This is a genomic window from Pseudomonas typographi (genome assembly GCF_014694385.1).
Classification (GTDB): Bacteria; Pseudomonadota; Gammaproteobacteria; order Pseudomonadales; family Pseudomonadaceae; genus Aquipseudomonas; species Aquipseudomonas typographi.
This window is the reverse complement of record NZ_JAAOCA010000004.1, coordinates 152,534-171,713: the sequence shown is the minus strand read 5'-3', so window position 1 is coordinate 171,713 and position 19,180 is coordinate 152,534. Positions and strand designations below refer to the sequence as shown.

Annotated in this window: 15 protein-coding genes, 3 tRNA genes and 1 other annotated feature; of the genes, 13 read left to right on the top strand and 5 right to left on the bottom strand. The window is 61.6% G+C overall.

Going from position 1 to position 19,180, the window contains the following annotated elements; genetic code table 11:
* Positions 1 to 7: 7 nt before the first annotated feature.
* Both HAQ05_RS04425 and thiO read left to right on the top strand, forming a co-directional pair.
* Positions 8 to 400: a type IV pilin protein gene (locus tag HAQ05_RS04425; RefSeq protein WP_190417791.1), complete on the top strand. Its 393-nt coding sequence runs from the start codon at positions 8 to 10 to the stop codon at positions 398 to 400.
* Positions 401 to 403: 3 nt separating this feature from the next.
* Positions 404 to 1,528 carry a glycine oxidase ThiO gene (gene thiO / locus HAQ05_RS04420; protein ID WP_190417789.1) on the top strand — a complete coding sequence of 375 codons (1,125 nt, stop codon included), beginning with the start codon at positions 404 to 406 and terminating at the stop codon, positions 1,526 to 1,528.
* Here the strand turns inward: thiO and HAQ05_RS04415 are convergent.
* The 4 genes from HAQ05_RS04415 to HAQ05_RS04400 form a co-directional block, all read right to left on the bottom strand.
* A complete protein-coding gene (locus tag HAQ05_RS04415; protein WP_190417787.1) occupies positions 1,506 to 2,846 on the bottom strand; it encodes a sigma-54-dependent transcriptional regulator in 1,341 nt (446 codons plus the stop codon). The genes thiO and HAQ05_RS04415 overlap by 23 nt on opposite strands.
* 3 nt (positions 2,847 to 2,849) lie before the next feature.
* The gene (locus tag HAQ05_RS04410; protein ID WP_190417908.1) at positions 2,850 to 4,397 is read right to left on the bottom strand and encodes a sensor histidine kinase; all 1,548 of its coding nucleotides are present in this window, start codon (positions 4,395 to 4,397) and stop codon (positions 2,850 to 2,852) included.
* A gap of 32 nt (positions 4,398 to 4,429) precedes the next feature.
* Complete coding sequence (locus tag HAQ05_RS04405; protein WP_190417786.1) at positions 4,430 to 4,660, bottom strand: PP0621 family protein; 231 nt, start codon at positions 4,658 to 4,660, stop codon at positions 4,430 to 4,432.
* A gap of 167 nt (positions 4,661 to 4,827) precedes the next feature.
* Positions 4,828 to 5,847 carry an outer membrane protein assembly factor BamD gene (locus HAQ05_RS04400; protein WP_190417784.1) on the bottom strand — a complete coding sequence of 340 codons (1,020 nt, stop codon included), beginning with the start codon at positions 5,845 to 5,847 and terminating at the stop codon, positions 4,828 to 4,830.
* Between the two features lie 158 nt (positions 5,848 to 6,005).
* On the opposite strand from HAQ05_RS04400, the gene rluD reads away from it, so the two are divergent.
* From rluD to HAQ05_RS04340, 11 genes are all read left to right on the top strand, one after another.
* Positions 6,006 to 6,968: a 23S rRNA pseudouridine(1911/1915/1917) synthase RluD gene (gene rluD, locus HAQ05_RS04395; RefSeq protein ID WP_190417782.1), complete on the top strand. Its 963-nt coding sequence runs from the start codon at positions 6,006 to 6,008 to the stop codon at positions 6,966 to 6,968.
* Entirely contained in the window at positions 6,965 to 7,717 is a 753-nt protein-coding gene (gene pgeF, locus HAQ05_RS04390) for a peptidoglycan editing factor PgeF (protein ID WP_190417780.1), read from the top strand. The genes rluD and pgeF overlap by 4 nt, the downstream gene beginning before the upstream one ends.
* 135 nt (positions 7,718 to 7,852) lie before the next feature.
* Positions 7,853 to 10,417, top strand: a complete 2,565-nt coding sequence (gene clpB / locus HAQ05_RS04385) for an ATP-dependent chaperone ClpB (protein ID WP_190417778.1) — start codon at positions 7,853 to 7,855, stop codon at positions 10,415 to 10,417.
* A gap of 290 nt (positions 10,418 to 10,707) precedes the next feature.
* Positions 10,708 to 10,783 (top strand) — tRNA-Asn (locus tag HAQ05_RS04380).
* Between the two features lie 3 nt (positions 10,784 to 10,786).
* Positions 10,787 to 10,863 (top strand) — tRNA-Pro (locus HAQ05_RS04375).
* A 5-nt stretch (positions 10,864 to 10,868) separates the two neighbouring features.
* Positions 10,869 to 10,944: transfer RNA gene (locus HAQ05_RS04370), tRNA-Lys, on the top strand.
* A 437-nt stretch (positions 10,945 to 11,381) separates the two neighbouring features.
* Positions 11,382 to 11,497: a sequence feature (AL1L pseudoknot), on the bottom strand.
* Positions 11,498 to 12,073: 576 nt separating this feature from the next.
* Positions 12,074 to 12,922 carry an ABC transporter permease gene (locus tag HAQ05_RS04360; protein WP_190417776.1) on the top strand — a complete coding sequence of 283 codons (849 nt, stop codon included), beginning with the start codon at positions 12,074 to 12,076 and terminating at the stop codon, positions 12,920 to 12,922.
* A gap of 56 nt (positions 12,923 to 12,978) precedes the next feature.
* Positions 12,979 to 13,761 carry an ABC transporter ATP-binding protein gene (locus HAQ05_RS04355; protein ID WP_190417774.1) on the top strand — a complete coding sequence of 261 codons (783 nt, stop codon included), beginning with the start codon at positions 12,979 to 12,981 and terminating at the stop codon, positions 13,759 to 13,761.
* Positions 13,762 to 13,790: 29 nt separating this feature from the next.
* Positions 13,791 to 14,894, top strand: a complete 1,104-nt coding sequence (locus HAQ05_RS04350; RefSeq protein WP_190417772.1) for a type 2 periplasmic-binding domain-containing protein — start codon at positions 13,791 to 13,793, stop codon at positions 14,892 to 14,894.
* A gap of 34 nt (positions 14,895 to 14,928) precedes the next feature.
* The gene (locus HAQ05_RS04345) at positions 14,929 to 16,257 is read left to right on the top strand and encodes an LLM class flavin-dependent oxidoreductase (RefSeq protein ID WP_190417771.1); all 1,329 of its coding nucleotides are present in this window, start codon (positions 14,929 to 14,931) and stop codon (positions 16,255 to 16,257) included.
* The gene (locus HAQ05_RS04340; protein ID WP_190417769.1) at positions 16,254 to 17,804 is read left to right on the top strand and encodes a family 10 glycosylhydrolase; all 1,551 of its coding nucleotides are present in this window, start codon (positions 16,254 to 16,256) and stop codon (positions 17,802 to 17,804) included. Before HAQ05_RS04345 ends, HAQ05_RS04340 begins: the two co-directional genes overlap by 4 nt.
* A 6-nt stretch (positions 17,805 to 17,810) precedes the next feature.
* On the opposite strand, the gene HAQ05_RS04335 is transcribed toward HAQ05_RS04340, so the two are convergent.
* Entirely contained in the window at positions 17,811 to 19,166 is a 1,356-nt protein-coding gene (locus tag HAQ05_RS04335; protein WP_190417767.1) for an MmgE/PrpD family protein, read from the bottom strand.
* Between the last annotated feature and the right edge of the window lie 14 nt (positions 19,167 to 19,180).

Below are 19,180 nucleotides of genomic sequence, written 5' to 3'. Positions count from 1 at the left end.
GCATCTCATGGTGTGCAAGCAGCGCGGCTTTACCTTGATCGAGCTGATGATCGTGGTGGCTATCGTCGGCATCCTCGCCGCCATCGCCTACCCTAGCTACATCAATTACGTGAAGCGCACGCAACGGGCAGCGATCGTCGAGCTGATGAGTGAAACGGCGCAGAGCGCGGAGCGTTATTATTCACAAAAGGGCGCCTATACCGACTTCAAGCCCACTACCACGAGCAATAGCTATTACACGTTGAACCTGACCGTGACTGCGACGGACTGGACCCTGACGGCCACGCCCATTACCGACACCCTCATGGCCGGCGATACCTGCGGTACTTACACCCTGGATAACACCGGTAAGCGGAGCAACAGTACCGGCGCTACATCAGCCACCTGCTGGGGGCGCTAAAACATGAATCACGGCCCCCATACCCTGATCGTAGGCGCCGGCGCCATTGGCCTGCTCACCGCGTTGAACCTGGCCGAACAGGGCGAGCGGGTCACGCTGCTCGACCGCCAGCTGGCCGGCCGCGAAGCGTCCTGGGCCGGTGGCGGTATCGTTTCGCCGCTTTACCCCTGGCGCTACAGCGCCGCCGTGACCGCGTTGGCGCATTGGTCGCAGGACTTCTACCCCAGGCTGGGCGACGAATTGTTCGTGCGCACCGGGTTGGACCCACAGGTGCATGTTACCGGCCTGTACTGGCTTGACCTGGACGACGAGGCCGAGGCCCTGGCCTGGGCGCGCCGCGAGCAGCGGCCCCTGAGTGCGGTGAGCTTGGAGGCGACCTACCGCCAGGTGCCGGCGTTGGCGCCGGGGTTCGAGCGGGCGATCTACATGGCCGATGTGGCCAACGTGCGCAACCCGCGCCTGGTCAAATCGCTCAAGGCCGCCTTGGCGTTGTTGCCTAACGTTACCCTGCGTGAACACTGCGAAGTGCGCGGCTTTTTGCGTAACGGTGATGCGGTGGGGGGCGTAGACACCGCCGAAGGCCCGTTGCGGGCCGACCGCGTGGTGCTCGCGGCGGGTGCCTGGAGCGGCCAACTGTTGGCCACGCTCGGCCTGGCGCTGCCCGTGGAGCCGGTGAAGGGGCAGATGATCCTTTACCGCTGCGCCGAGGATTTCCTGTCGCGCATGGTACTGGCGCGCGGCCGTTACGCGATCCCTCGGCGCGATGGGCACATTCTGGTCGGTAGCACCTTGGAGCACGCCGGCTTCGATAAAACCCCGACTGACGAAGCGCTGCACAGCCTGGTGGCCAGCGCCGAGGCGTTGCTGCCGGCCTTGGCCAAGGCCGAGCGCGTCGGGCACTGGGCCGGCTTGCGCCCCGGGGCCCCCGATGGCATCCCGTTCATCGGTCCAGTCGGCCGCCACCCCGGGCTGTGGTTGAACTGCGGGCATTACCGTAACGGCTTGGTATTGGCCCCTGCGTCGTGCCAGCTGTTTACCGACTTGGTGGCTGGCCGCACGCCCATCATCGACCCGGCACCCTACGCGCCAGACGCACGCTTGCAGGTCAGTCCAGGCCCAGTTTCTTGAGCCGGTAGCGCATCGAGCGAAAGGACATATTCAGCCGTTGGGCCGCCGCGGTGCGGTTCCAGCGGGTTTCTTCCAGCGCCTGCAGGATCAGCTTGCGTTCGATGCCTTCGAGGTAGTCTTCCAGGTCATCGACTTGGGCCAAGGTTGGCTCGCCTCCCTGCTGCGCGCTTGGCGTGGCCTGCTTGAAGCGTAGGTCCGCGGCGCCGATCAGGTCGTTTTCGCACAGGGTGTAGGCGCGCTCCAGCATGTTCTCCAGCTCGCGCACGTTACCGGGGAACCGGTATGCCTTCAGCGCCTGTAACGCCTCGGCGCTGAGGGTGGCGGGCGGCAGGCCGGTTTCGGCGGCCAGGCGTGCCAGCACGTGGCTGGCGAGCAGTTCGATGTCTTCGCGGCGCTCTCGAAGGGGCGGCACGCGAAGTTCGATCACATTCAGGCGGTAGTAGAGGTCTTGGCGGAAGTGGCCGGCGGCCACTTCAGTGGCCAAGTCTTTGTGGGTGGCGCAAAGGATGCGCACATCCACCACTTGCTCGGCCTGGCCGCCCACGCTGCGCACGGCTTTTTCCTGGATGGCGCGCAGCAGCTTCACTTGCATGGGCAGTGGCAAATCAGCCACTTCGTCCAAGAACAGCGTGCCGCCGTGGGCGGCCTGGAACAGCCCAGGTTTGTCTTCGGTGGCGCCGCTGAAACTGCCCTTTTTGTGGCCGAAGAATTCGCTTTCCATCAGCTCACTGGGGATGGCGCCGCAGTTTACCGGCACGAAAGGGCGTTCGCTGCGTGGGCCTTGTTCGTGGATCAGCCGGGCGACCAGCTCCTTGCCGCTGCCGGACTCCCCGCTGATATACAACGGCGCCTGGCTGCGGGCCAGCCGCGCAATCTGCTTGCGCAACCCCAACATGGGTTCGGCGGTACCCAGCAGGCGGGCGTCACTGGGTGCAACGGCGGCCGGTTGGTTCAAGCGTAACGCGCTGGCGACCAGTTCGCGCAGCCGCGACAGGTCCACCGGTTTGGTGAGAAAGTCGAATGCCCCGGCCTTCAGGGCACTGATGGCGGTGTCCATGCTGGAGAAGGCGGTAATCATCGCCACGGGCACTTGGGCGTAACGTTGCTGAATCAACTGCACCAGTTCAAGGCCGGTGCCGTCGGGCAGGCGCATGTCGGTCAAGCACAGGTCGAAGCGCTCCCGGCCCAGCCAATCGCGCGCTTCTTGCACGTTCCGGGCGCTGTGGGTATCGAGCTTCATGCGCCCAAGGGTGATTTCGAGCAGCTCTCGAATGTCGGGCTCGTCATCGACGATCAGGACTTTCTGCCGTGTACTCATGGCTCATCCTTGTTTTTTGGCGTGGGCGAAGGTGATTCGCATGCAACTGCCGCCGTGTTCCCGGGGCCGATAGTCCAGGTGAGCCTGGTTGTTTTCGCACAGTTCACGGGAAATATATAGCCCAAGGCCCGTGCCATTGGTTTCAGTGGTAAAGAATGGCTCGAAGATATGCTGCAACTTATCGGAAGGGAAGCCCGCCCCATCGTCGAGCACATCCAGCACCGGCAGGCCGCTGTGGGGGTCTACGTACAGGTTCAACCACACCTGCGCCTGGGCGTGGCGCTGGCCGCTGTAGCGCAGCCCGTTCTCCACCAGGTTGGTCAGCACCTGCGCCAGTTGGCTGGGGTCTATGCGGGTTTCGATAGGCCCGTCGGCCAATTGCAGGTTGAGCTGCTGGTTGGCTGAATCGGTGGGGCGAAAGTCACGGGCGAAGTTGCGCAACCAGTGCTTGAGGTCGAGTATCTCGGGCTTTGCCGCGCGGCGGCGCGAGAGCTGTAGCACGTTCTCGACGATCAAGTTCATCCGCTTGGAGTGGTCAAGGATGATTTGCACCAGGCGCTGGTCAGGGGCCGGCAGCGCGTCGGACTCCTGCAGCAATTGCCCGGCATGGCTGATGGCCCCCAGGGGGTTACGGATTTCATGGGCAATGCTGGCGGTCAGCCGGCCGAGGGCGGCGAGCTTAAGCTGCTGGGCCTGTTGCGCCACCGCTGAGAGGTCTTCTAGAAACACCAGGGTTTGCTCGCGCTCGCCGCGGTTCAGGGCCACGAAATTGGGCTGCAGCGCTGGCCCGCTGTCGCTCAGGCGCAGGCTTTTCACGCGCAGGGTCGGGTTGCGCCGCCACTGCAGCAGCCGCTCGATCAGCTCGGGTGCGCGTGCCACCATCGATTCGCCGACCAGCGATGGCTGGCCGAGCAGGGCCAGGGCGCCCTGGTTGGCCAGTTGCACACGGTGCTCGGCATCCAGCACGATGATCCCGGTGCGCATGCGTTGCAGTATCAGCGCATTGAGCGCTTCAAGGCTGGTCACGTCGCTGGCGCGCCGCTCGGCGAGGTCTTCACTGGTTCGCAACAGGCGGATCAAGCCTTGTACGATCAGCGCCACGGCGAAGCACAGCACGCCGAGCGAGCCCGCTTGCAGGTAATCGTTCGGCGCCACGCCACGGGCGTAGTTCAGGTAAAACGTGATGTAAATGATGCCGATCGAGGCCATCGCGGCCAGCAGCAAGCCCAGGCGGCTACGCAGCAGCAGGTTGCCCATCGCCACGGAGGCGATCATCAGGTTGCCGATGCCGCTGGGTATGCCGCCGCCGGCATAGAACAGGCCCGCCAGCAGGATCACGTCGGCCGCTGCCAGGGTGAATGCCCGCGCCGGGTGGCGAACGTTGCCCAACAACAACACCACCGCCACGTTCAAGCCCAGGTAAGCCCAACTGCCAGCGCGAAACAGCGCAATGTTGGCCAGCTCCATCAGGCGGCTGTCGAAGTCGCTGGAAATCAACAGCACCAGCGACAAGCCGATGATCAGGCGGTATAGGTTGTACAGGCGCAACATGCGCTGCGCCTGGCTGGTGGCACCGCGGGCGGTCACGGCTGGCGTGGCCCCTGCTCCAGATGGGCTTGGCTGCAATACCACTGCTGGCCACGGTGGATCGCGCGGTTATCGGGCAGGTGCACGCCGCAATGGGCGCAACGGACCATGTTCAGGGTGTTGGGCTGTTGCCCGCCGCTGGTGGGGCGATTGGCGGCCGCTTGGTATTTTCGCCATAACCAAACGGCGGCGAAAATCACGGCGACCCAAAAGAGAAGGCGAATCATGAGTTGGGATTCCGAAACGTCGGGGTTGAAACGGCAGGCCCGCGGCTTTTCCACCAGGCCGGCTCAGCGGCTCGCCACCGGGCGGGCCCGGCCGCGCGGCCACGGTGTATTCCAAGCATAGGGCCTTTTTATGCAAAAAGCCCCGGTGGGCCGGGGCTTTCGTGGGTTCAACCAAACAACCCGAAGGTCATGTAGCTCAGCCACGAGCGCTTCTTCGGCGCGTCCACAGGTTCCGTGGGTTCGTCGGCGGTGCCGCCTTCAGAGGCAGGGAACAGCTCTTTGGGCATGGCTTCTTTATCTTCCTGGTACTTACGCATCAGGTCTTCCTGCGCGCGGGTGGAAGTGGGCGGTGACGGCGCCTTGCCTTCGATCAGCCCCAAGGTGGCTTTGGACAACCAGGAGCGGTTGTCGTCCTCGGTGTGGCGCGGCACGAACTGCCCGTCTTTGAGGCTGGGGTTGTCGGGGTAGTTGAGCTTGAGGGTTTCCAGGCTGGTGGCGGCGAGGTCATCCAGGTGCAGATGCTGGTAGGCCTCGGTCATCACCGCCAGGCCGTCGCCGACCGACGGTGTGCCCTGGTAGTTCTCGACCACGTAACGGCCCCGGTTGGCGGCGGCGACATACGCCTGGCGGGTGAGGTAGTAGTCGGCAACGTTGATTTCGTAAGCGGCCAGCAGGTTGCGCAAGTACACCATGCGCTGCTTGGCATCGGGGGCATAGCGGCTGTTGGGGTAGCGGCTGGTGAGCTGGGCGAACTCGTTGTACGAGTCTCGCGCGGCGCCTGGGTCGCGGCGGGTCATGTCCAGTGGCACGAAGCGGGCGACGATGCCGCGATCCTGGTCGAATGAAGTCAGGCCTTTAAGGTAGTAGGCGTAGTCGACGTTCGGGTGCTGTGGGTGCAGGCGGATGAAGCGCTCGGCCGCGGCCTTGGCGGCCTCGGGCTCGGAGTTCTTGTAGTTGGCGAAGATCAGCTCGAGCTGGGCCTGGTCGGCGTAGCGGCCGAAGGGGTAACGCGAATCCAGCGCCTTGAGCTTGGCGGTGGCGGCATTATAGTCGGTGTTGTCGAGGTCTTTCTGTGCCTGCTGGTACAGCTCCACTTCGCTCAGGTTTTCGTCGACCACTTCCTTCTTCGAGGAACAGGCGGCGGTCAGGCCGATAATGGCGATCAGCAGCAGGTGTCTTGCTTGCATAGCGGCTTGCGTCCCCTAACGGCCTGTCTTGGAAGCGACCGTCCTGATATGATGAGCGCCCCGTGGAAAGCCCTCGGGGCAAAAGACGCCGTATTTAACCACAAGCCGCAGCCGATCCAAAGGCTTGCCGCCCGCACCTTTCTTTCCTGTAGCCAAGCATGCCCGAAACCATCCAATTGCGCGCCGAAGTCCCTTCCGACCTTGGGGGCCAGCGCCTCGACCAAGTCGCCGCCCAGCTGTTCGCCGAGTTCAGCCGCTCGCGCCTGGCTGGCTGGATCAAGGAAGGCCAGCTCACCGTCGATGGCGCCGTGTTGCGCCCCCGCGATACGGTACACGGCGGCGCGCTGCTGGCGCTGGAAGCCGAGCAGGAGGCGCAGGGCGAATGGGTGGCCCAGCAACTGGACCTCGACATCGTTTACGAAGACGAGCAGATCCTGGTGATCAACAAACCGGCCGGCCTGGTGGTGCACCCGGCGGCCGGGCATGCCGACGGCACCCTGCTCAATGCCTTGCTGCACCATGTGCCGGATATCGTCAATGTGCCGCGCGCCGGTATCGTGCACCGCCTCGATAAAGACACCACCGGGCTGATGGTCGTGGCCAAGACGCTGCAAGCGCAGACCCACCTGGTGGCGCAACTGCAGGCCCGTTCGGTCAGCCGTGTCTACGAATGCGTGGTGGTGGGTGTGGTCACCGCCGGTGGCAAGATCAACGCCCCCATCGGCCGCCATGGCACCCAGCGCCAGCGCATGGGCGTGATGGACAACGGCAAGCCCGCGATCAGCCACTACCGGGTGCTGGAGCGCTACCGTTCGCACACCCATGTGCGGGTGAAGCTCGAAACCGGGCGCACCCACCAGATCCGCGTACACATGGCCCACGTGAACTTTCCGTTGGTCGGCGACCCGGTGTACGGCGGCCGCTTTCGGATTCCACCGGCCGCCAGCCTGTCGCTGGTCGAGGCCCTGAAAACCTTTCCGCGCCAGGCCCTGCATGCGCGCTTCCTCGAGCTGGAGCACCCATCCACGGGTGAGCGCATGGGCTGGGAAGCACCGTTGCCCGATGACTTTGTGTGGTTGCTGTCGTTGTTGCGCCAGGACCGTGCGGAGTTCGTGGGGTGAACGCGCTGGGCGCCGGCCTGTTGCTTCCCGACTGGCCGGCGCCAGCGCGGGTGGCGGCCTGCGTCACCACCCGTGCGGGCGGTGTGAGCACGGGGCCTTATGCTGGCCTCAACTTGGGCGACCATGTGGGCGACGACCCGCACGCGGTGGCCAGTAACCGCGAGTGGTTATCCGCCCTGTATGGCATTCGCCCTGCTTGGCTTAAGCAGGTGCATGGCGTGGCGGTGGCGCAGGCCAGCCCTGGAACGCCCGTTGAAGCCGACGCCAGTTGGTCATCCACACCGGGTATCGCCTGCGCGGTGATGACCGCCGATTGCCTGCCGGTGCTGTTCTGTGACCGCGCCGGCACTCGCGTGGCGGCGGCCCACGCCGGCTGGCGCGGGTTGGCCAATGGGGTGCTGGAGGCCACCGTGGCGCACCTGGCACGCCCACCTGAGCAGCTCTTGGCTTGGCTGGGCCCGGCCATCGGGCCACGGCAATTCGAAGTCGGCGCCGAGGTGCGCAGTGCGTTCCTGGTCCGCCATGCCGAGGCCGAAGCGGCATTCGTGCCGGGGCAGGCCACCGGTGTGCCGGGCCAAACCAAGTTCATCGCCGATATCTATGCCCTGGCGCGCATTCGCCTGGCCTCAGTGGGCGTGACCGCAGTTTACGGCGGCGGCCTGTGCACCATCGAAGACACCCGCTTTTATTCCTACCGGCGCGCCAATATCACCGGCCGTTTCGCCTCCCTGGTTTGGCTTTCGCCATAGCCTTTTGCTTCAAGTCAAGCCCCTGGCGCTTGAAACCCTCACAATTGCCCACATCTAAACGGTATCCCGGCAGGCTGCCTCTTTATCTATACGGAGTTCGCGCTCCGGCCTGCCTTTTTAAAGGAAGGTACGTCCATGCGAATAGACCGTTTGACCAGTAAATTGCAAATGGCGTTGTCTGACGCCCAATCCCTGGCCGTGGGCCACGATCACCCGGCGATCGAGCCGGTGCACCTGTTGCAAGCGATGATCGACCAGCAAGGCGGCTCGATCAAACCGCTGTTGATGCAGGTGGGCTTCGATGTGAACGCCCTGCGTAAGGCCCTTGCGGAAGAGCTCGACCGCCTGCCGAAAATCCAGAACCCCACCGGCGACGTGAACATGTCGCAAGACATGGCCCGCCTGTTCAACCAGGCCGACCGCCTGGCCCAGCAGAAGGGCGACCAGTTCATTACCAGCGAACTGATGTTGCTGGCGGCCATGGACGAAAGCAACAAGGCCGGTAAATTGCTGCTGGCCCAGGGCGTAAGCCGCAAGGCGTTGGAGAACGCCATCAACAACCTGCGCGGTGGCGAGGCGGTGAACGACGCGAACGTTGAGGACGCACGTAAATCCCTGGAAAAATACACCATCGACTTCACCAAGCGCGCCGAAGAAGGCAAGCTCGACCCGGTGATTGGCCGCGACGACGAAATCCGCCGGACCATCCAGGTGTTACAGCGCCGCACCAAGAATAACCCAGTGCTGATCGGTGAGCCGGGCGTGGGTAAAACCGCCATCGTCGAGGGCCTGGCCCAGCGCATCATCAATGGTGAAGTACCTGATGGCCTCAAGGGCAAGCGGCTGTTGTCGCTGGATATGGGCGCGCTGATTGCCGGCGCCAAGTTCCGCGGCGAATTCGAAGAGCGCCTCAAAGGCGTGCTCAATGACTTGGCCAAGCAGGAAGGGCAGGTGATCCTGTTCATCGACGAACTGCACACCATGGTCGGCGCGGGCAAGGGCGAAGGTTCGATGGACGCCGGCAACATGCTCAAGCCAGCGCTGGCACGCGGTGAGCTGCACTGTGTGGGGGCTACCACCCTCAACGAGTACCGCCAGTACATCGAAAAGGATGCCGCCCTCGAACGCCGCTTCCAGAAGGTGCAGGTGGATGAGCCTAGCGAGGAAGACACCATCGCCATCCTGCGCGGGCTCAAAGAACGCTACGAGGTTCACCACAAGGTGGCGATCACCGACGGCGCGATCATTGCCGCCGCCAAGCTCAGCCACCGGTACATTACCGACCGCCAACTGCCGGATAAAGCCATCGATCTGATCGACGAGGCTGCCAGTCGCATCCGCATGGAGATCGACTCCAAACCCGAGGTGCTCGACCGGCTCGACCGCCGGTTGATCCAATTGAAGGTCGAATCCCAAGCGCTGAGCAAAGAGCAAGACGAAGCCACGCTCAAACGCCTGGAAAAGCTCAAGGAGGAAATTGCCCGGCTTGAGCGCGAGTATGCAGACCTCGAAGAGGTGTGGCTTTCGGAAAAAGCCGAAGTGCAAGGCTCGGCGCAGATCCAGCAAAAAATCGAGCAGTCGCGCCAAGAGCTGGAAGCCGCGCGGCGCAGGGGCGACCTCAGCCGCATGGCCGAGCTGCAATACGGCGTGATCCCGGACCTGGAGCGCAGCCTGCAGATGGTTGACCAACATGGCAAAGGCGAAAACCAACTGCTGCGCAGCAAGGTCACTGAGGAAGAAATCGCCGAAGTGGTGTCGAAATGGACCGGCATCCCCGTGGCCAAGATGCTTGAAGGCGAGCGGGAAAAACTGCTGAACATGGAGGCGCTGTTGCACCAGCGGGTGATCGGCCAGAACGAAGCGGTGGTGGCCGTGGCCAACGCCGTGCGCCGCTCCCGCGCGGGGCTTTCCGACCCGAACCGGCCCAGCGGCTCGTTCCTGTTCCTGGGCCCGACCGGTGTGGGTAAAACCGAGCTGTGCAAAGCGCTGGCGGAGTTCCTGTTCGACACCGAAGAGGCAATGGTGCGCATCGATATGTCCGAGTTCATGGAGAAGCACTCCGTGGCGCGGTTGATCGGTGCACCGCCAGGCTATGTGGGTTATGAAGAGGGCGGCTACCTGACCGAAGCGGTGCGGCGTAAACCCTATTCGGTGGTGCTGCTCGACGAGGTGGAAAAGGCCCACCCGGACGTGTTCAACATTCTGTTGCAGGTGCTGGAAGACGGCCGCCTCACCGACAGCCACGGGCGCACGGTGGATTTCCGTAACGTAGTGGTGGTGATGACCTCCAACCTGGGCTCGGCGCGTATTCAGGAACTGGTGTCGGACCGCGAGGCGCAACGTGCGGCGGTAATGGACGCGCTCAGCAACCATTTCCGCCCCGAGTTCATCAACCGTATCGACGAGGTGGTGATTTTCGAACCCCTGGGCCGCGAGCAGATTGCTGGCATCACCGACATCCAGCTTGGCCGCCTGCGCAGCCGCTTGGCCGAGCGCGAGCTGTCGCTGGACCTCTCGCCCGAGGCGCTGGATAAACTCATTGCCGTGGGCTACGACCCGGTCTATGGGGCGCGGCCTTTGAAACGCGCAATCCAGCGGTGGATCGAAAACCCCTTGGCGCAGTTGATACTGGCCGGCAAATTCGAGCCGGGCACCACGGTGAAAGCCGGCGTTTCCGGCGACGAAATCGTCTTCGCCTAAGCACGCTCGATGCCCCCGGCGCCTCGGCCCAGGGGCAGTTTTATATAAAGCTTTGCATTTGCCTGGCATTGCCCTTAGAATTCGCCGCGCTGTCAGCATGCCGCTAAACGGGCGGGTAGGCCAAGTGTGAAAAGAATTGGCAAATCAGTCAGTTGAAACAAAAAGCTGTTGACAGCCAAGCCTGAAGATGTAGAATGGCGCGCCTCAACGACGTGAACGCAGCGATGCAAAAACGCCGATGGGTTCAGAGCCGCCTCTAGCAGGCCTGGAAGTTGTACCGAGTAAATCGTTCCGCGATAGCTCAGTCGGTAGAGCAAATGACTGTTAATCATTGGGTCCCTGGTTCGAGTCCAGGTCGCGGAGCCAATTCGGGGTGTAGCGCAGTCCGGTAGCGCGCCTGCTTTGGGAGCAGGATGTCAGGAGTTCGAATCCCCTCACCCCGACCATATTTGGGTCGTTAGCTCAGTTGGTAGAGCAGTTGGCTTTTAACCAATTGGTCGTAGGTTCGAATCCTACACGACCCACCATCTTTATCCAGAACCCTCCTTTCGGAGGGTTTTGGTGCTTGATATGACTGATCGCACAGCCGTCTGGTCCGAAACATACCCCTGAGATTTCATGGTGTCAAACCGGAATCATTTGGTCGTCGGGCCGTTGGCGTCGTTCTTTTGACCTGGCGGATCCCATACCTCAAGCCTTGGGTATCAACACGCGCACGAATACCGGAGTTGATACCCAAGCTTTTCGACGAACGGTTTGCACTGTCTCGTGAGGCGGTCAGCCGCCCTTAAGCCGCGAAAGCGTTACCTGGCCTGGGTTGTTTCCAAACCTTCACCGCGCTATAGCGCTGCCTGTCGGTGTCCTATACGCGCTCGACCTTCAGGCTTAAGGCCTCATCGCGCTGAGCACGGCTACAACGCAGTTCCGGGTTAAGAAGTTGGGCCGCATGCCTGCGGTAACCGGACGGTGCGATCTGCAAGACTCGACAGATCGGCTCGATGCCTAGACGGACACGGTACTAATCGACAAATGCCCTCAGAACTTGGTGCGCCGGTCGAGCTCCGCCTGGGCAAATACGCGCTGGCCAGACGCAGGATCTCGTTGGCTCTACGCAGCTCGCGGTCCTCGCGTTCCAGGGCGCTGCCCCGCGTCGGTGACGGCGACGAATCCAGCCATGCAGGGTTTGCGCTACACAGCCAATCTTCGGGGCAATGGCCTCAATAGCCGCCCACTCGGACGGGTAATCGTTCAGGTGCTTCCGAACCATTTGCACGGCACGTTCACGGACTTCAGGAGAGTAGATCGTAGTCTGTTTCATGGTCGCATCTTTTCAGGAATTGAGGCCTCCACGAAACCCGGGGGCGATTCAATAGTGGGCTTCGTCATCGTGCTTTCTCTGGTGAGTGTTTGGTCTTCGCAAACTAAACGTTAGTCAAGAATCACGATGACCATCCTCTTTCGCCCGCAGAGCGCCTCTGGTTGTTTCAGTTACACCACTTCCCGGGACACGATCATTTGGATCTAGGCATATAACTGGAATTCGTAACTTTCTTCTCGAAACGGGGTATCTATGCTTAGTGATAAATAGTATTTCCGCCCCCCATTTTTGGTGACTAAGGTGCGAACTCTTTTCCAATGTCCACCTAGATCACCCTTATGGAAGTACTTAGAAAACAGTTAGAATACTCCCCGGTGAACTCCAAAGAAGCTTTGCAATTGCGCCCCGTCGTGGCCGACGGCGGGGGCCAGGCGCCGGGCTGGCTCGCCCCCAGGAACCTCCTGCGAGCACTTGCCCCAGTGCTGGTTCTGGTCATCTGGAATGTGCTAAGCGTGAGCGGAATCATTTCGCAGCGCCTGTTTCCGTCACCGTTGACAGTGCTGCAGGCATTATGGGATCTGGTCGTTACGGGGCAGTTGAAATCCGCGCTTGCCGCGTCTCTAGCGCGGGGTGTCATCGGGCTGGTGATCGGGGTAACGTTGGGTATCGCCGCCGGCACACTGGCCGGCCTGACCCGGATCGGCGATCAGTTACTCGACTCAAGCTTCCAAATAGTGCGCGCCATTCCATTCATCGCAGTGGTGCCGCTGTTCGTGCTTTGGTTCGGCATCGATGAAAAGCCGAAGATCATCTTGATTGCACTAGCATGCATTTTCCCGGCCTACGTAAATACCTACTCCGGGGTACGCCATGTTGATCCAAAACTGGTCGAGTCGGCCCGTCTATTTGGTCTGCGCGGCATTCGCCTGGTCATCCAGATCGTTCTGCCATCGGCGTTGCCGCCCATTCTGGTTGGTATCCGCTACTCAATGAGCACGGCGTTGCTGGCGCTAATCGTCGCCGAGCAACTCAATAGTCAGAACGGTATCGGCACCATCATCCTCACGGCCAATTCGGCACTGCGCATCGACATCATGATCGCCGGAATCCTGATCTACGCCGCATTGGGCGTACTCATCGACATCGGCATGCGCGTTGTCGAGCGAAGATCGATGCCGTGGAAGTAGCTTTGAGACATCTGACTTCATTTCTTTTGAATTCATTCCGGTAAAGGTTTTAGCCAATGGCACAGACCCATGAAGATCTCGTCGTCGATCTCAAGTCGGTGAGCAAGCATTTTGGCGGACAGGTGATCCTTGATGCCGTGGACCTTCAGATCCGTCGTGGAGAATTCGTCGTCTTGCTAGGGGCTTCGGGTTCCGGTAAGACCACGTTGCTGCGGATGCTTTCATCCCTGGATCATGCCAATAGCGGAGAGGTGCGGGTCACCGACAGCAGCACCGTGGTGTTCCAGGAACCCCGCCTGGCGCCTTTTCACCGGGTGTGGAGAAACGTACTGATGGGCTTGAAGGGCGACCAGCGCAATAAAGCCAAGGCGCTGGCGGCGCTGGACGAAGTCGGCTTGGCGGAGAAGGCTTTCAGTTGGCCCAAGCGACTTTCTGGCGGCGAGGCCCAGCGTGTCGCTCTGGCCCGGGCCCTGGTGCGTACGCCGCGCCTGTTGCTGGCCGATGAGCCCTTTGCCGCACTCGATGCACTCACCCGAATCCGTATGCAGTGGTTGGTCCAGGCGTTGTGGCGCGAGCATACACCCGCCGTGCTGCTGGTCACCCACGATGTCGAAGAGGCGGTGCTGCTGGCCGACCGAATTCTGATCCTCAAGGAGGGGCGCCTGGCCGTGGATATCCAGGTCGAGGTGCAGCGCCCGAGGCGCGCTGGCGAAGCCTTCGCACAATTGACTGAATACCTGCTAGGCGAGCTCGGGGTTTCCAAGGAAGGTGATCCACTGAACTCCGCTGTGCCCCACCGGCCAGGTTCCCCGGCTGTCTCAAGCCAGGCAGTTGCCTGACATTGCTACCCCACCTATAAGGAGTCCACTTGAAGGCACTTTCGTCGTATATCGCGCTTGGCGCGCTGCTGCTTGGCGTGGCCAGCGGCATACCGACTATCGCCCAGGCAACTACCGCCAGTTCAGCGCAGCCAAGCGCGGAAGCGCTGAGCAAGATCACCCTGAGAATCGGCCAGAACAACGGCGAGCTAGAGCCGATATTCCGTGCCTCCGGTGCGTTTGACGGCTCGCCCTATCAGATCAAGTTCTCCAGCTTCAACAATGCACTGGACAACTACACGGCGCTCGCAGCTGGCAACATCGATGTAAGTGACAGCGCCGTGACTACCGCGTTGCAACTGCAGCAGTCCTCGGCCGAGCCGTGGACACACGAGACCGCACCTATCAAAACCTTGCTGCTGCGCGTCAGTGACTATCCAGGTTCAGTCGACCGCTATGTGGTCATGGCCGGTAGCAAATCCGGCATCACCGAGCTCACGGCGGACAATGTGCGCGGCAAGAAATTCGCCTATTCGCCAGGCGCCAACAATTATCTGGTGTTTCTCGGCACATTGAAATATCTGGGATTGACGGCAAAGGATGTCGTGCCCGTGCAGTTAGACACCACCGCCAACGCCCTGGCGTTGCTGAGCAACTCCGTAGATCTGGTCTCAGGTTCGATCGAACTCTATGGGGCTGCGCTGGATGATGGTGCGAAAGTCATCGCCAGCAGCAGCAAGTTCGGTATGTCGATTCAGAGCGGCGTGCTCGCCAGCTCGCAGAGCCTTCACGATCCATTAAAGGAAACGGCTATACGCGATTTCATCGCGCGCTATATCAAGTTCCAGAACTGGTTTATCGCTAACCCCGATGCTGCGATCGCAGCCTATGTGAACGGCCGCCATTTCACGCCAGCACAAGCGCGTACGGCGTGGCTGACTGGGCGAGTGGCGTGCGGCCCCGCGGATGCCAAGGCAGTGGCTGACGCGCAATCGGTCAGCAATATTCTGTATGACGCAGGGGCCTTCAAGAAAAAGCTGGACGTGTCGGTCGATTTTGATTCCCGTTACACCCAGTTGATTGAGCAGACCTTAGCCGAGGTGGGCTACAACGCGAACCTGCAGGCTTCCCTGCGCTTGAGTGCGGAAAAATAAGCACCCGCCAGGGAGTGTCTGATTCGGAGGTCTGATGAGCAGCGATAACGAAATCAAACTTGGGTTTTTTTCCCAGGACGTTGGACACCACGTAGCAGCGTGGCGGCATCCGGATGTACCGGCTGATGGCGGCATGAGCCTGGACTTCCACCGCAACATTGCCAGAACGGCCGAACGCGGCAAGCTCGACATGGTGTTTTTCGGCGATCAGATGGCGCCGATGTATCCGGAGGATGAGCAGCTTGGCGGAACCTCCCGCATGTTACGGCTTGAGCCCACCGCCTTGATCTCGGCGCTGGCGGCGGTAACCACGCACATCGGCTTCGTTGCAACCGTGTCGATGGCCTATTTCGAGCCGTTTCACATCGCACGAAAGTTCGCCACGCTCGACCGCATGAACGGTGGCCGAACTGGCTGGAACATGGTTACCTCCTTCGAATCGAGGGAGGCCCTCAACTTCAATGTTGGCGTGGTCAGCCCGCCTGAACTGCGCTATCGGCGCGCGCATGAGTTCGCTGAGGTGGTGAAGAAGCTCTGGGACAGCTGGGACGACAATGCGCTGCTGCGTGACAAGGAATCAGCTCGGTTTTTTGATCCTGCTAGGCTGCGTGTGCCGGAGCATAAGGGTGAATTCTATTCCTCGCGTGGGCCACTGAACGTAGAGCGTTCCGTACAGGGGCAGCCCGTGTTGGTGCAGGCGGGCTCTTCGCCTGAGGGAATCGAATTCGCCGCGCATCACGCCGAAGTGGTATTCACTGCCCAATCGGATCTGGGTGATGCGCAGGCATTCTATGGGAAAGTGAAAGGCATCGCAGCGAGCCAAGGGCGTGACCCCGATCACATCAAGATCATGCCCGGCGTGATGTGCTTCATCGGCCAGACTCGGGAGCAGGCGCACGAGAAATACGCCAGGTTGCAGGCTCTGATTACTCCGCAAGTCGGTTGGATGGTGGTCAAACAACACCTCGGTGTGGACATCTCGGCCTTGCCGCTCGATGAACCGCTACCCAACTTCACCGCCTCCACCGGCCAATTGAGTCGGCAGCAATTATTGATCGATGCAGCGCGCCGCGATCGTCTGACGGTGCGCCAATTTTATCAACGCTATGTCGGATCCCGCGGTCACCACGTGGTGATCGGAACGCCGAGCGACATTGCCGACATATTCGAGTCTTGGGTCGACGAATGTGCTGCCGACGGCTTCAACCTCATGGTGCCTTGGTCGCCCGGTGGTCTGGACGATGTGGTTGATCTGCTCGTGCCGGAGCTGCAGCGGCGTCAACGCTTTCGCCGCGAATACACAGGTACCACCCTGCGCGAGCATCTTGGCCTGCCGGTGCCCAAGAGCCAGTATGCCCCGTGAACCAGCCACGGATCATCCTTTGCAACGACGGTGCTACCCTGGCGCTGCCCAGCGCCAGTGCGGAACTAGATGCTGAAGCCTTTGTTGCCGCCACCCTGGGGCCGCTGCGCGGAACCGCGATCAACACCCTTTACTGGCAGCTCGGCGCTGACCCCTTTCATGGCAGCCCGAGCCACAGACTGTCGGATTGGTATACCCATGCTACGAAGATCGGGCCGGTATGGGGCGCGGATGCCACGCGCTTCCAGACTGCGACCGAGTGGCGCCTGGCGGCGACGGTGCGCAATCTGCGCGAAGCGGGCACAGATGCGGTAGCCCTGGTTGTCGAGCACGGCCACCGCGCCGGCCTGGAGGTGTTTGTCTCACTGCGGATCAACGACGGCAGCGACTGTCGAATCCCCGAGGGGCAGGAGGATGCTTACTTGTCCTCGACCCGCAAATCTCATCCCCACTGGTTGTTGCATGGCGAGGGCGTACCGCATCCTTCACTGTCGCAGCGCCAGCAGCAACAGAGCCGCTTCGCTTTGAATTTCAGCAAGAGCGAGGTGCGCGACTACACCCTGGCACTCGTCGCTGAGGCTATCGATCAATACGATCTTGACGGCTTCGACCTGGACTTTTGTCGTCAACCCAGCCTGTTCTTGCCTGACGACGTTGTGCAAGGCACTGGCTTGATACACGAGATGCTGACGCTCATCCGCAAGCGGCTCGACGAGAAAGGGGCGCGAGTGGGGCGTCGCCTGGCCTTGTCAGTGCGAGTGCCGGCGGACCTTGAGGCGAACCGCGCCTGTGGGTTGGATGTTGCTCGCTGGATCGAGGCGCGGTTGGTGGACATAGTCGTCGTTGCCGATCCCAAAGGCTGGAATTATCGCCTACCGCTCGAAGCCTTCCTGGAGCTGACGCAAGGCAGTGACATCCAGATCGTCGCTCAGAACCTGTGCGGCATGCGCGAGGAGCGCCCGCGTTCCGCAACGGTGCTGTTTGGTGAAGGAAGTCGCTATTCCACGGAGCAATATCGCGCTGTGGCGGCGAACCACTGGCTGGCTGGAGCCCATGGGCAATTCATCTGGAATCAACACCTGCTGCCCTACATCGACGATGCGCGGTTCGATGCGCAGGCTTGGCGTGATATCGGCGACGCAGCAACGTTGGCTGGTTTGGACAAACACTATGTGGTGGGCGCAGCGGGCCGTGGTGGGCCGTTGCCGCTGGAGCTGGACCAAGCCGGTAATGCGATATCGCTTGATTTTGAGCTGGCGGATGATTTTCCCATGGATGGGGGGCCCGCCGTCCTGCTGAGGATCCTGATCGAGCAACTGACGGACGTGGACGAACTGCGCCTATCCTGCAACGGCATCGAGCTGGATCGCGGCGCGGCTATCGCGCGGGTGAACTATAACGATTATTGGCTGGATTTCGATCTTTACGCTATTGCCCGCCAGGGCCGCAACCGATTGGTGATCGAGTTGCTGCGGCGCAATCCGTATGTCGTGGCGCCTCTGATCCTTCGTCGAGTCGAAACGCTGGTGAGCTATGGCGGAATGTGAGCGCGATCATCTCCAAAGGGTCGATACATCGTCGATCGTTTCGAATGCCCAGACTTTTTGAATCAACCGCTCAGAAGCGGCAGTAGCCAGCGATCGTGCTCCATAGGCAAAGCATGTCCGGGCCTTGGCCAGCACCTCATCCTCGGTAAGAGGGTTGCTGGCGCTACCCGGAATAGAGAGGGCGGTACGTTCAAAAATTCCCTTATTGGTGGCGAACGCCACATGTGCCGGGAGCATTCGTGCGTTACTGTCCGGGTAGACTTCCACCCGCACCCGCCGGGCCAGTGCTACCGTCTCGGGGTCGCATGCCGCGGCGGGTTCGATATCCTGGAGCTCGAAGCGGCGATAACGCAAGGCAGTGGCCACGGCATATTGCACGCTGAATTGCGCGGCCACCTGAGGCTGATCGCCAGGCTCGTAAGCCGCTCCGACAGCACGGTGAGCGTATGGCGTTAGTATTACCGTTACCCCGCTTACCGTCTCAGGACGCAAATCGTGTTCGCGAATAAGCTCCAAAGCCACGCTCAGCGCGGCATGGGCCGCGCCGCAGTTGGAGTATTTTTTGAAGGCCGTCGACTGCCCCTCCCAGCGTTGCCCCAAGCCATCGAGGACGGTCGCAGGGTTCGCTGACTCATACAGTCTGAACGCGCCGAACCGCCCCTCGAATACCTCGCGGGGGCCTTGCAATCCCTGCGCGGCGAGCAGTGCAGCATCTACACCAGCGCGTGCCGCGAAAGCCGATTGCAGTCGTTTGGCCTGACTCTTCTCCACCATCGGTTGTTGCGTGCCACCCGCTTGGGGTAGCGCTAGGCCCAGGGCGTTGACAGTGCTGGTTTCATCCAGTCCGAGCAGATGAGCAGCGCCCAGCGCCGCGCCGAATATTCCATGTATCGAGCTGTAGAACCAACCCGAGTGACCGGGTGCCGCCATCCCCAACCGAGCCGTCAAATCGACGCCGAGCGCATGCGCCGTCAGTAGTGCCTTCCCACTTGCTGCTGTCCGTTCGGCAATGGCCAGCACCGCGGGCAATACGACGATATCGGCATGTACGCTGCCGCCGATGTGCAGCGAGTCGAAGTCAAGTGCTGCCGCCGCCACGCCGTTGGCGAAAGCCGCTTGCGTAGCGGGCAGGCGCTGATCGCTGCCCCACACCAAGCTGTCGGGCCTGCCGCCCGAGTCTATCGCCACCGCCCGTGCCTGCGCCACCCCAGTTGATTCCAGCCCTGCCCAGGCGACCGCGAGGGTATCCAGAATCGATAGCTTGGCTGCGCGGATCACAGCCGGCGGTAGTTGCTCGAAGGTCGTGTTAGCTGCGTGGCGGACAATCGCCGCGGATAAAGATTGAGCGGGCACGTCGGTCATGATTGGCGCCAGCC